This window comes from Pseudomonas sp. SDO55104_S430 (assembly GCF_054070595.1).
Genome location: NZ_JBSVXG010000182.1, coordinates 1 through 11,655, shown reverse-complemented (window position 1 = coordinate 11,655; position 11,655 = coordinate 1). Strand labels below are relative to the sequence as shown.

12 protein-coding genes are annotated in these 11,655 nt (G+C 61.1%); 8 read left to right on the top strand and 4 right to left on the bottom strand.

The annotated features are described in order from the left end of the window. Positions 1-204 precede the first annotated feature (204 nt). Entirely contained in the window at positions 205-2,496 is a 2,292-nt protein-coding gene (bglX, locus tag ACW9JE_RS23655; protein ID WP_457434121.1) for a beta-glucosidase BglX, read from the bottom strand. A 256-nt stretch (positions 2,497-2,752) separates the two neighbouring features. Here bglX and ACW9JE_RS23650 point away from each other — a divergent pair, with 256 nt between their 5' ends. From ACW9JE_RS23650 to ACW9JE_RS23635, 4 genes are all read left to right on the top strand, one after another. After that, positions 2,753-3,358: a LemA family protein gene (locus tag ACW9JE_RS23650; RefSeq protein WP_175376236.1), complete on the top strand. Its 606-nt coding sequence runs from the start codon at positions 2,753-2,755 to the stop codon at positions 3,356-3,358. A 31-nt stretch (positions 3,359-3,389) separates the two neighbouring features. Further along, positions 3,390-4,145, top strand: a complete 756-nt coding sequence (locus ACW9JE_RS23645) for a TPM domain-containing protein (protein ID WP_457434120.1) — start codon at positions 3,390-3,392, stop codon at positions 4,143-4,145. A 28-nt stretch (positions 4,146-4,173) separates the two neighbouring features. Then, positions 4,174-4,791 carry a TPM domain-containing protein gene (locus ACW9JE_RS23640; protein WP_457434119.1) on the top strand — a complete coding sequence of 206 codons (618 nt, stop codon included), beginning with the start codon at positions 4,174-4,176 and terminating at the stop codon, positions 4,789-4,791. Between the two features lie 231 nt (positions 4,792-5,022). After that, positions 5,023-6,240: a class I SAM-dependent methyltransferase gene (locus ACW9JE_RS23635; protein ID WP_457434118.1), complete on the top strand. Its 1,218-nt coding sequence runs from the start codon at positions 5,023-5,025 to the stop codon at positions 6,238-6,240. Positions 6,241-6,487: 247 nt separating this feature from the next. Here ACW9JE_RS23635 and ACW9JE_RS23630 read toward each other — a convergent pair whose 3' ends face one another. Continuing rightward, positions 6,488-7,378, bottom strand: a complete 891-nt coding sequence (locus tag ACW9JE_RS23630) for a DMT family transporter (RefSeq protein WP_224537019.1) — start codon at positions 7,376-7,378, stop codon at positions 6,488-6,490. Between the two features lie 367 nt (positions 7,379-7,745). Here ACW9JE_RS23630 and ACW9JE_RS23625 point away from each other — a divergent pair, with 367 nt between their 5' ends. The 3 genes from ACW9JE_RS23625 (at position 7,746) to ACW9JE_RS23615 (ending at position 9,171) form a co-directional block, all read left to right on the top strand. Beyond that, on the top strand, positions 7,746-8,327 hold the full coding sequence (locus ACW9JE_RS23625) for a DJ-1/PfpI family protein (protein WP_224536967.1): 582 nt from the start codon (positions 7,746-7,748) through the stop codon (positions 8,325-8,327). Positions 8,328-8,340: 13 nt separating this feature from the next. After that, positions 8,341-8,646 (top strand): ribbon-helix-helix domain-containing protein, encoded by a 306-nt coding sequence (locus ACW9JE_RS23620; RefSeq protein ID WP_224536965.1) that lies wholly within the window; start codon positions 8,341-8,343, stop codon positions 8,644-8,646. A 180-nt stretch (positions 8,647-8,826) separates the two neighbouring features. Beyond that, on the top strand, positions 8,827-9,171 hold the full coding sequence (locus tag ACW9JE_RS23615) for a YegP family protein (protein WP_224536964.1): 345 nt from the start codon (positions 8,827-8,829) through the stop codon (positions 9,169-9,171). 53 nt (positions 9,172-9,224) lie between these two features. On the opposite strand, the gene ACW9JE_RS23610 is transcribed toward ACW9JE_RS23615, so the two are convergent. Then, entirely contained in the window at positions 9,225-10,112 is an 888-nt protein-coding gene (locus ACW9JE_RS23610; RefSeq protein WP_457434117.1) for a dihydrodipicolinate synthase family protein, read from the bottom strand. A gap of 30 nt (positions 10,113-10,142) precedes the next feature. Continuing rightward, a complete protein-coding gene (locus ACW9JE_RS23605; RefSeq protein WP_224536961.1) occupies positions 10,143-10,925 on the bottom strand; it encodes an aldolase in 783 nt (260 codons plus the stop codon). A gap of 111 nt (positions 10,926-11,036) precedes the next feature. On the opposite strand from ACW9JE_RS23605, the gene ACW9JE_RS23600 reads away from it, so the two are divergent. Continuing rightward, positions 11,037-11,579, top strand: coding sequence for a helix-turn-helix domain-containing protein (locus tag ACW9JE_RS23600; RefSeq protein ID WP_224536959.1), 543 nt, complete (start codon positions 11,037-11,039; stop codon positions 11,577-11,579). Positions 11,580-11,655: the final 76 nt, after the last annotated feature.

Sequence of the window (11,655 nt, the reverse complement as noted above, 5' to 3'; positions counted from 1 at the left end):
CCAACATTAATGTTGAATGTGCTGCCGTCATCGCGGGCAAGCCCGCTCCCACAGGTTTTTGTGGCGTTCGGAGGATTACAGCAATTGGTGATCGTTCCCACGCTCTGCGTGGGAATGCAGCCCGTGACGCTCTGCGTCGCTGGACGCGGAGCGTCCCCTGAGGCATTCCCACGCGGAGCGTGGGAACGATCAGTCAGGGTTACGTCAGAGCAGCTCAAAACTCTGCTGCGTCACATCCTTGGAATCCAGACCGATCTGCACATTGAACTTGCCCGGTTCCGCCGCGTACTTGAGCTGGGTGTTGTAGAACTTCAGGTCGTCCTCGGTAATGGTGAAGTGGACGACTTTCTGTTCGCCGGCCTTGAGCATCACTTTCTGGAAGTTCTTCAGTTCCTTGAGCGGACGAATCATCGAGCCGGTCACGTCCTGAATGTACAACTGCACCACGGTTTCGCCGTCACGCTTGCCGGTGTTTTTCACAGTGATACTGGCGTCGAGTTTGCCGGTCTTGTTCAGCGTGGTCGACGACAGCGCCATGTCGCTCAGGCTGAAATCGGTGTAGCTCAGGCCATAACCGAACGGGAACAGGGGGCCGGTGGTGTCGTCGAAGTACTGCGAGGTGTAGTTGCCCGGTTTGCCCGGCGTGAACGGCCGCCCGATGCTCAGGTGGTTGTAGTAGGTCGGAATCTGACCCACCGAACGCGGGAAGGTGATCGGCAGTTTGCCCGACGGGTTGTAGTCGCCGAACAGCACGTCGGCGATGGCGTTGCCGCCTTCGGTGCCGCTGAACCAGGTTTCCAGAATCGCGTCGGCCTGTTCGTTCTCCTGCAGAATCGACAGCGGACGGCCGTTCATCAGCACCAGCACCAGCGGCTTGCCGGTGGCTTTCAGGGCACGGATCAGTTCGCGCTGGTTTTCCGGGATGTTCAGGTCGGTACGGCTCGACGATTCGTGGGACATGCCACGGGATTCACCCACGGCGGCGACCACCACGTCAGCATCCTTGGCAGCTTTTACCGCTTCGTCGATCAACTCCTTGGCCGGGCGCGGGTCATCGACCACTTCCGGAGCGTCGAAGTTAAGGAAGTTCAGGTAGCCGAGAATCTTCGGATCACTGGTAATGTTGGCGCCACGGGCGTAGATCAGCGTCGACTTGTCGCCGATCACGTTGCTCATGCCATCGAACAGAGTCACCGACTGCGCCGGACGCCCGGCGGCGGCCCAGCTGCCCATCATGTCGATCGGCGCCTTGGCCAGCGGGCCGACCAGGGCGACTTTCGCGGTTTTCTTCAGCGGCAGGGTTTCGTTGCTGTTCTTCAGCAGCACCAGGCTGCGGCGGGCCACGTCACGGGCCTCGGCGCGGTGCAGGCGGCTGTCGGCGTAGGTGTCGGCCGGATCATCCTCGGCCTTGCCGATGCGCAGGTACGGGTCCTTGAACAGGCCCATGTCGTACTTGGCGTCGAGTACCGCACGCACGGCGTTGTCGATGTCGCTCTGCTTGATCTCGCCGGACTTCAGCAGCCCCGGCAGCTCCTTGCCGTACAGGGTGTCGTTCATGCTCATGTGGATGCCGGCCTTGATCGCCAGCTTCGCCGCTTCGCGACCGTCGGCGGCGACGCCGTGCTTGATCAGCTCGAAAATCGCCCCGTGATCGCTCACGGCCAGGCCCTTGAAGCCCCACTCCTTGCGCAGCAGGTCGTTCATCAGCCAGGTGTTGGCGGTGGCCGGCACGCCGTTGATCGAGTTCAGCGCGACCATCACCCCGCCGGCACCGGCGTCGATGGCGGCGCGGTATGGCGGCAGGTAGTCCTGGTACATCTTGACCGGGCTCATGTCGACGACGTTGTAGTCGCGACCGCCCTCGACCGCGCCGTACAGGGCGAAGTGCTTGACGCTGGCCATGATGCTGTCGGCAGCATTGGCGCCGGCGCCCTGGAACGCCTTGACCATCACCCCGGCAATACGCGAGACCAGATAGGTGTCTTCACCGAAACCTTCGGAGGTGCGGCCCCAGCGCGGGTCGCGGGAGATGTCGACCATCGGCGCGAAGGTGATGTCGAGGCTGTCGGCGGCGGCTTCCTTGGCGGCGATGCGCCCGGACAGGCCGATGGCGTCCATGTCCCAGCTCGAAGCCAGGGCCAGCGGGATCGGGAAAATGGTGCGGTGACCGTGGATCACGTCGTAGGCGAAGAACATCGGGATCTTCAGCCGGCTGCGCATGGCCGCGTCCTGCATCGGACGGTTTTCCGGTCGGGTGATCGAGTTGAACGTGCCGCCGATGTTGCCCGCGGCGATTTCCTTGCGGATCAGCTCCCGGGGCATTTCCGGGCCGATGCTGATCAGGCGCAACTGGCCGATTTTTTCGTCGAGGGTCATCTGCTTCATCAGGTTGCTGATGAAGGCGTCCTTTTTTTCCAGCGGCGGGGGCGTCGTAGCGGCCAATACGTTATGACTGGCCAGGCTGACGAGCAAACCCAGCAAACACAGCTTCTTCATGAATAGTTTTCTCAAGGGCCCAAGCGGCGATGCACGCGCCGGTCAGCCAAAAGTTAGGGAGCGTCTATTGTTGTTCGGGTGCTTATCTGAAATCGGCCGCCTTAAAAGGTGCCGCAAGCCGGATGTTTTTTGCGCAGGGCATCTTTTAGCCCATTGTCCCGATGCAATCCAGTGGCGCGGCGGATTATGCCCCAAGAGCCGGCCGAGAGGGTCGTCGGTTGTTTTTTCCAGGTAATGTGAACGGAGTATCACTGTGATGAATGCTAGACAGTCTTACCGGTCGAGGCTGCAGATCGCCACCTTGCTGGTGATGGCGACGTTGCTGACCGCCTGCGGCATCAACAACATCCCGACCCTCGATGAGCAGGCGAAAGCTGCCTGGGGTCAGGTGCAGAACCAGTATCAGCGTCGCGCCGACCTGATTCCCAACCTGGTGGAAACCGTCAAGGGCTATGCCGCCCACGAGCAAGAAACGCTGACGGCGGTGATCGAGGCCCGGGCCAAGGCCACGTCGATCCAAGTCGATGCCTCAACCCTGGACAACCCGGAAAAGCTCAAGCAGTACCAGCAGGCCCAGGACGGGCTCACCGGGGCCTTGAGCCGCCTGATGGTGGTGTCCGAGCGTTATCCGGACCTGAAGGCCAACCAGAACTTCCTGGCCCTGCAATCCCAGCTTGAAGGCACCGAGAACCGCATTAGCGTGGCCCGGCGCGATTTCATCCTCGCGGTGCAGAAGTACAACACCGAGATCCGCACCTTTCCCGGTCGTCTGTGGCACAGCGTGATGTACAGCAGCCTGCCGATTCGCGAGACGTTCGAAGCAACGCCGGGCTCTGAAAAAGCCCCCGAAGTGAAGTTTTGAACCCGCGTAGGGGGCACGGATGAGGTTGCCAATGCGCGCAATGAAGCTGGGCCTGGTGCTGATACTGTGGCTGTTTGCCCTCGCGGCTCAGGCCGAATTGACGTTCCCGGCGCTGACCGGGCGGGTGGTGGACAACGCCCAGATGATCGAGCCTTCGGTGCGCGAGCAGTTGACGCAACAGCTGGCTGCCCATGAGAAGGCTACCGGCGAGCAACTGGTGGTAGTCACCTTGCCCGATTTGCAGGGCACCGACATCGCCGATTTCGGTTATCAACTCGGGCGCTTCTGGGGCATCGGCCAGAAAGACAAGAACAACGGTGCGCTGCTGATCGTCGCCCGGGACGAGCGAAAGTTACGCATCGAAGTGGGCTACGGCCTGGAAGACCGGCTGACCGACGCCCAGAGTTCGGTGATCATTCACCAGGTCATCACTCCGGCGTTCAAGGCCGGCAACTACAGCAAAGGCATCAGCGACGGCGTGGCGGCGATGCTGGTGGTGCTGGGCGGCAATCCCCTGGATGAACCCTCGACGGTATATGAATCCACTGGCGATCCGGAGGACGACTTCATCTCGCGGCATCCGGCACTGTTCGTGTTTTTGGTGCTGTTGTTCATCCTGACGGTGTTTGTCTGCCAGATGCTGGGTATCCTTCCCGCCGGTCGTGGCGGTTCCGGTGGTTCCGGAGGCGGATTTGGCGGCGGAGGCTTCGGTGGGGGCGGCGGAGGCGGGGGCTTCAGCGGCGGCGGAGGCAGTTTCGGGGGCGGTGGTTCGTCCGGCGGCTGGTGACAATAATAATGAGCAGGCACTTTTCGACATGGCATTACTGACTGAACACGAACAACGCAAGGTCGCCGAGGCCATCGCCCGGGTCGAGCGCGACACCGACGCGGAGCTGGTGACGGTACTTGCGGCCCGCGCCGACGACTATGCATACATCCCGCTGCTCTGGGCCAGCCTGCTGGCGCTGGTGGTGCCGGGGATCGTGCATTACCTGACTGGCTGGCTGACCACGCACAGTCTGTTGCTGGTGCAATGGATCAGCTTCATCGTTCTCTGCCTGCTGTTTCGCGTGCCGAAGATTACCACCCACCTGATCCCGCGCTCGGTCCGCCACTGGCGCGCCTCGAACCTGGCGCGGCGGCAGTTCCTCGAACAGAACCTGCACCACACCGTGGGCAGCACCGGCATCCTGATCTTCGTATCCGAGGCGGAGCGCTATGTGGAAATCCTGGTGGACGAGGGCATCTCCAGCCGCCTGGACAACAAGAGCTGGGACACGATAGTCGCCGATTTCACCCGCCAGGTACGTGAGGGGCAGACCTTGCAGGGCTTCGTCAATTGCGTCGAGGCCTGTGGAGAGTTGCTCAAGGTGCATGTGCCGGTGACGCATGTGCGTAACGAATTGCCGAATCGGCTGATAGTTCTGGGCTAATCACTGATCCCACTGACAATTGAACCTGTGGGAGCGGGCTTGCCCGCGATAGCGGTGGATCAGTCGACATCAATTCTGAATGTCAGATCGCAATCGCGGGCAAGCCCGCTCCCACAATGGATCTGCGCTGAGTACAAGTCGCCGTTCGTAAATAACTACGTGTCCTCAACCGCCATCCCCCCTAAAATACTCGCCATTCCCGATCCGCCCCGCCCTGAGGCCGTTTTTTCCATGTCTGTTACCGCTACTCCCGCCAGCCTCGCGCCGGATCATCACGCCCAGTTCATCGATCTGCTGCAAACCAGCCTTGCGCAAAACGCCTTCATCAAGCTGGTGCTGGCCAAGTACGTCGGCGATGAGGCGGATCTGCAGCGCATCATCATCAAGGCGGTGGCGGTGAAGGGGCAGCCTTGCCTGTCCTTCGTCTATCGCTACAAGACCCGCGACATCACCAAGAACCTGCCGCTGGAAGAGGGCGTGGCGACCGTCGCCGGGCTGTTGCCATCCGCCTTCAAAAATGCGCATTTGCTCTCTCTGACCGACGAAGCGCAGCTCGAATACAGCAAAAAGGGCAAGAGCTCGCTGTTCAAGAGCAAACCCCAGCAATTGCGCGAAGTGCCGTCCGCCGAGCACAACCGCGAGAAGAACCGCTTTCTCGACCTGAACCGGCCGTTTCTCGCCGACCTGGGCGTGACCAACAAGCAGCACGAGCTGATTCCGGCGATGTCGCGCAAGTGGAAGCAGATCAACAAATTCATCGAAGTGTTCAGCCATGCGCTGACCTCTTCGCCGCTGGCGCTGGACAAGCCGGTGCGGGTGGCGGACTTCGGGTCGGGCAAGGGTTACCTGACCTTCGCCATCCACGACTACCTGCGCAACACCCTGAACGCCGAGGGCGAGGTGACCGGGGTCGAGTTGCGTGAGGATATGGTCAAGTTGTGCAACACCGCGGCGCAAAAGCTGGATCATCCGGGGCTGGTGTTCAAGTGCGGTGACGTGCGCAGCGTGGCGCCGAGCGAGCTGGAGGTGATGATCGCCCTGCATGCCTGCGACATCGCCACCGACTATGCGATCCACACCGGCATCCGCTCTGGGGCGTCGATCATCATGTGCTCGCCGTGCTGCCACAAGCAGATCCGCCTGCAGATCCAGAGCCCGGCGCTGCTCAAGCCAATGCTGCAATACGGCCTGCACCTGGGCCAACAGGCGGAAATGGTCACCGACAGCCTGCGTGCGCTGTTCCTCGAAGCCTGCGGCTACGAGACCAAGGTGTTCGAGTTCATCTCACTGGACCACACCAACAAGAACAAGATGATCCTGGCGGTCAAACGCGCCGAACCGGTGGACCCGACGGCGTTGTTGGCGAAGATTCAGGAGCTGAAGGACTTCTACCACATCACCGAACACTGCCTGGAAACGCTGCTGCGGGCCGATGGGTACCTGAAGTAACCCACTTCCCCGCAGGAACATAAAAACCTGTGGGAGCGAGCCTGCTCGCGATGGTCGCCAACAATAACGCTGGCTGCCTGATACCCCGCGGTGTTTGCACCTCCATCGCGAGCAAGCTAGCTCCTACAAGGTCCGCGTAAACGTGTGGGAGCGAGGCTTGCCCGCGATGGTCGTCAACGATAACGCTGGCTGCCTGACGCCCCGCGGTGTCTGTGCCTCCATCGCGAGCTTGCTCGCTCCTACAGGGTTATGCGGTGGCGGTGCGTGCGGGTTTGATGGCGGTCTTGCGGCCCAGCATTACGGTCACGATCACGCCGGCCGCAAACAGCCAGGTGATCGGCTCGACATGTTCGCCAAAGAACAGCGCGGAAAACGCGATGGTGAAGAAGATCTGCAGCAGCTGGATCTGACTGACCCGCGCAATCCCGCCCATCGCCAGCCCCGCGTACCAGGCAAAGAACCCGATGAACTGCGAAAACAGCGAAACATAGCCAAACGCCCACCAGGTTTTGGCCGAGACTTCGCCCTGATGTTGCAGCGCCAGGTACCACACCGGACCGATCAGCAGCGGGGTCGACAGCACCAGCGCCCAGCAGATCACCTGCCAGCCGCCCATTTCCTTGGCCAACCGGCCGCCCTCGGCATAACCCAGGCCACCCACCGCAATCGCCCCGAGCATCAGCAGATCCCCGGCCTGAATACTGCCGGCACCGCTGATCAGCGCGTAACCGAGCACCAATGCACTGCCCAGCGCTGCACACGCCCAGAAGGCTTTCGACGGACGCTCATGGGACAGCCAAGCGGCGTAAAGCGCCACGCACAGCGGTTGCAGACCGTTTACCAGCGCCCCATGGGACGCCGGCAAGGTTTGCATCGCCCAGGCCGACAACACAGGAAAGCCCAGAATCACCCCGGCAATCACCATACTGAGGCCTCTGACTTGTCTCCAGGTCGGCCATTTTTCCCGACGCCACAACAACAGAATCGCCGCCGGCACCGCCGCGAACAGCGCTCGACCCAGGCCATTGAGCAGCGGATGAAGTTCCTGCACGACGATGCGCGTGAAGGGCAGGGTGAGGCTGAAAATGACGACGCCAAGCAGGCCCAGGGCCATGCCGGTGTTTTCGCGGGAGGACATGATGGCAACCGGAATTGTTGTGATTGGAAGAGCCTTCATCTAGCCATAAACCACCGTTTTTGGCGCTTACAGCTGGCCGAAGAAACATCCGTACAGTTGCGGTCAATACCTTGTGGTGAGGGGGCTTGCCCTAATGCCAGTCAGTTAAGAGATTGAACGAGCGATGAGGGCATTGTGGCGAGGGGGCTTGCCCCCGTTGGGCCGCGAAGCGGCCCCAAAAAATGGGACTGCTGCGCAGTCCAACGGGGGCGAGCCCCCTCGCCACAGGTTTACGTTCGCGTTGTGCGTAGTAGGCGGTTATTACCCGCCCCACCGGATAAGGACTACCTTGAATACTCCCCGTGCAAAATCCCAAAGGAGTCCTCCCATGGCCGCGAAAAAAATTCTGATGCTGGTCGGCGATTACGTCGAAGACTATGAAGTGATGGTGCCGTTCCAGGCGCTGTTGATGGTCGGCCATACGGTGCACGCCGTGTGCCCGGACAAGACCGCCGGCCAGACCGTGCGCACGGCCATCCACGACTTCGAGGGCGACCAGACCTACAGCGAAAAACCCGGCCACCTGTTTGCCCTGAACTTCGACTTCGCCAAGGTCAGGGAAGCAGATTACGACGCCGTGCTGATCCCCGGCGGCCGTGCGCCGGAGTACCTGCGCCTGAACGACAAGGTCCTGGAACTGGTGCGCGCCTTCGACAAGGCCGGCAAACCGATCGCCGCCGTCTGCCACGGCGCGCAATTGCTCGCCGCGGCCGGCGTACTGGAAGGCCGCGAGTGCAGCGCGTATCCCGCCTGTGCGCCGGAAGTTCGCCTGGCCGGCGGTACGTTCATCGACATCCCGGTGACGGACGGTCATGTTCAGGGCAATCTGGCCACCGCGCCGGCCTGGCCTGCCCACCCGAGCTGGCTCGCCGGTTTCCTCGGTTTGCTGGGCACCAAAATCACCCTGTAACGAGGACCCGCCCATGTGCGAGCTCTACGTCAAAGCCGACCCGATTCTCTACGAATCGCGCTCCCGCTCGCTGCGCATCTGCGGTGTTGTGACCACCCTGCGCCTGGAGAATCAGTTCTGGGACATCCTCAGCGAGATCGCCGAAGTCGATGGCATGACCACCAACCAGTTGATCGCCAAGCTGTATGAAGAGGTGATGGACTATCGCGGGGAGGTGGTGAATTTTGCTTCGTTCCTGCGGGTGAGTTGTACGCGGTATCTGAGTCAGCGGCGGGTGGCAGCGAAAGAGTTGTCGGTGGTGCGGGCGGTGGTGAAGTAGAGGGTTTTGTGTCGACGCTGATGGCCTCTTCGCGGGCAAGCCCGCTCCCACAGTGGATTTGTGTACATCAATCCATTGTGGGAGCGGGCTTGCTCGCGAAGGGGCCGGAACTGGCGACAGAAACAATAGGCTGGTCTTTACTCTGAAGCGCACCCCCCTCAATCGCCCAGGAGATAAAGCATGTCCGGCTGGTACGAAGTCAGCAAAAGCAGCAACGGCCAATTCCGTTTCGTGCTCAAGGCGGCCAACGCCGAGACCATTCTGAGCAGCGAGCTGTACACCACCCACGCCGCGGCCGACAAAGGCATCGCATCGGTCCAGGCCAACAGCCCCCTGGACGAGCGCTACGAGAAAAAGACCACCAGGGATGGCCATCCTTACTTCAACCTCAAGGCCGGCAACCACGAGATCATCGGCAGCAGCGAGTCCTACTCCTCGGCGTCCGCCATGGAAAAAGGCATCGCCGCCGTGAAGGCCAACGGCCCGACCAAAGTGATCAAGGACAAGACTCTGTTGTCACTCTGATCGCCTGTTCCTGACCCGCCGCCAACCTTGTGGCTGGCGGCGGATCCGGATTTTCAGCGCAGCGCCGCCAGCAAACCCTGCAACTGCTCGCAACCCGCCTCACCCAACGGGAACACCGGCAACCGCGGATTACCCGCTTCCAGCCCGGTCTGACGCAGTCCCGTCTTGATCGTCGCTGGCAAGCCACCCTTGAGGATGAAATCCAGCAGCGGCAACTGGCGATAGAACAGCTCCCGCGCCTTACCCAGATCGTTGGCCAGCACCGCGTCGTACAAATCCAGATTGAGCTGCGGGATCAGGTTCGGCGCTGCCGTGCACCAGCCTTTTGCCCCGGCGGCGAAGGCTTCCAGCGCCAATGGATTGCAGCCGTTGTAGAACGGTACCTGGCCTTCGCCCAAGCGTTGCAGTTGATGCATGCGCTGGATGTCCCCGGTGCTCTCCTTGACCATGGTCACGTTTTCCACCGCCTTGACGATGCGCAGAATCAGGTCCACGGACATGTCGGTGCCGCTGGTGGCCGGGTTGTTGTAGAGCATGATCGGCACGCCGATGCTGTCGCCGATGGCGCGGTAGTGGGCGAGGATTTCCGCTTCGCTGAGTTTCCAGTACGAGGTCGGCAATACCATCACCACGTCGGCGCCGTGGGCTTCGGCGAAACGGGCGCGACGCACGGCCTTGGCGGTGGTCAGGTCGGACACGCTGACCACGGTCGGCACGCGCTTCGCCACGTGCTTGATGCTGAATTCGGCGACCTGATCCCACTCTGCATCGCTCAGGTAAGCACCTTCGCCGGTGCTGCCCAGTGGCGCGATGGAGTGCACGCCGCCCTCGATCAGACGGTCAATGGAACGTCCGAGTGCGTCAAGGTCGACACCTTCGCCATTGGCGGTGAACGGGGTGATGGTGTAGCCGATGATGCCGTGAATGTTTGCGCTGGACATAAGGGATTCTCCGTTGAAAAGGGGCTGGGATCAGTTCAGGCAATCGGCGTGACGACGCAGATTCTGCCGGGCGTAGTAGTTGAACGCGGCGGCGTGACGCTTGGGCCGGGCGATCCAGTCATGGGCTTCGCGGCCGAGTTCGGGAATGATCGGCTTGATAGTCCCGGCACTCATGGCCAGCAACTGCAGCTTGGCGGCGCGCTCGATCAGTTGGGCGATCACACAGGCCTCCTCGATGGTGCTGCCAGTGGACAACTGGCCGTGGTGGGAAAGCAGCACCGCGCGTTTGTCGCCCAGGGCGCCGGCAATCAGATCACCTTCCTCGTTACCCACCGGCACTCCCGGCCAGCCTTCGAGAAACGCGCAGTCTTCGTAAAGCGGGCAGAGGTCCATGTGGGAAATCTGCAGCGGTACTTCCAGCATCGATAGCGCCGCGACGTGGGTCGGGTGGGTGTGAATGATGCAGTTCACATCCGGGCGGGCGCGGTAGACCCAGCTATGAAAACGGTTGGCCGGGTTCGGCATGCCGTGGCCTTCGAGCACTTCCAGGTCTTCGTTGACCAGCAGCAGGTTGCTCGCGGTGATTTCGTCGAAACCCAGACCCAACTGTTGAGTGTAATAGGTACCTGGCTGCGGGCCGCGTGAGGTGATCTGCCCGGCAAGGCCGGAATCATGGCCGTTCTCAAACAGAATGCGGCAGGTCAGGGCCAGCTTTTGCCGGTCGGTCCACGTATTATCCGCCAGAGTGTTTTGCATCTGGCTGAGCGCTTGCTTGACCAGTTGATCTTTGGGCAGTGCTAATGTCTTGGCCATATCGGTGTCCTCTTTGGTTGGGTCATGCAGATGACACGAAAGATGCTATATGACACCTTGTGTCATGAGCAAGGACAATTCGTCACCTCCTTGATGGATTAATCGCTCCAAATGTCTATCCGTTTGAAATTATTGAGAAAAAAACTTGGCGTGACTCTCGAGGCCTTGGCCGAACAATCGGGCATGACCAAGAGCTATCTGTCGAAGGTCGAACGCGGCTTGAACACGCCGTCGATCGCGGCGGCGCTGAAATTGGCCAAGGCCCTGAACGTGAAGGTCGAGGAGCTGTTTTCCGAGGACAACGTCAGCCTGGACAGCTACAGCCTGGTGCGCAGTCACGAGCGTCAGCCTCTGGGTGCCAGCGACAGCAACCCGGGTTACGCGGTGCTGGCCCATCAGGTCAGCGAGCGCAGCCTGCTGCCGTTCATCATCTATCCGCCGACGGAATTCAGCGACAAAACCTTCAAGGAACACCTGGGAGAGGAGTTTCTGTTTGTCCACGAAGGGCAGGTGGAAGTGGACTTCGTCAGCGAGCGGGTGCTGCTCAGCCGGGGCGATGCGCTGCATTTCAATTCACAGAAGCCGCATCGCATTCGTTCGGTGGGGGAGGTTCAGGCGCAGTTGCTGGTGGTGGTGCATAGCGCGGAGGAATGAGCCGTCTTCAAAAGCTTCGCGAGCAAGCCCGCTCCCACAGTTGACCGCGTCGGTCAGACGAACGCGGTGAAAATGT

What these genes read in the sequence shown, in the direction of transcription:
- bglX (WP_457434121.1), bottom strand. Translation starts at nt 2,496, where the DNA reads ATGAAGAAGCTGTGTTTGCTGGGTTTGCTCGTCAGCCTGGCCAGTCAT.
- ACW9JE_RS23650 (WP_175376236.1), top strand. Translation starts at nt 2,753, where the DNA reads ATGAATGCTAGACAGTCTTACCGGTCGAGGCTGCAGATCGCCACCTTG.
- ACW9JE_RS23645 (WP_457434120.1), top strand. Translation starts at nt 3,390, where the DNA reads ATGCGCGCAATGAAGCTGGGCCTGGTGCTGATACTGTGGCTGTTTGCC.
- ACW9JE_RS23640 (WP_457434119.1), top strand. Translation starts at nt 4,174, where the DNA reads ATGGCATTACTGACTGAACACGAACAACGCAAGGTCGCCGAGGCCATC.
- ACW9JE_RS23635 (WP_457434118.1), top strand. Translation starts at nt 5,023, where the DNA reads ATGTCTGTTACCGCTACTCCCGCCAGCCTCGCGCCGGATCATCACGCC.
- ACW9JE_RS23630 (WP_224537019.1), bottom strand. Translation starts at nt 7,378, where the DNA reads ATGTCCTCCCGCGAAAACACCGGCATGGCCCTGGGCCTGCTTGGCGTC.
- ACW9JE_RS23625 (WP_224536967.1), top strand. Translation starts at nt 7,746, where the DNA reads ATGGCCGCGAAAAAAATTCTGATGCTGGTCGGCGATTACGTCGAAGAC.
- ACW9JE_RS23620 (WP_224536965.1), top strand. Translation starts at nt 8,341, where the DNA reads ATGTGCGAGCTCTACGTCAAAGCCGACCCGATTCTCTACGAATCGCGC.
- ACW9JE_RS23615 (WP_224536964.1), top strand. Translation starts at nt 8,827, where the DNA reads ATGTCCGGCTGGTACGAAGTCAGCAAAAGCAGCAACGGCCAATTCCGT.
- ACW9JE_RS23610 (WP_457434117.1), bottom strand. Translation starts at nt 10,112, where the DNA reads ATGTCCAGCGCAAACATTCACGGCATCATCGGCTACACCATCACCCCG.
- ACW9JE_RS23605 (WP_224536961.1), bottom strand. Translation starts at nt 10,925, where the DNA reads ATGGCCAAGACATTAGCACTGCCCAAAGATCAACTGGTCAAGCAAGCG.
- ACW9JE_RS23600 (WP_224536959.1), top strand. Translation starts at nt 11,037, where the DNA reads ATGTCTATCCGTTTGAAATTATTGAGAAAAAAACTTGGCGTGACTCTC.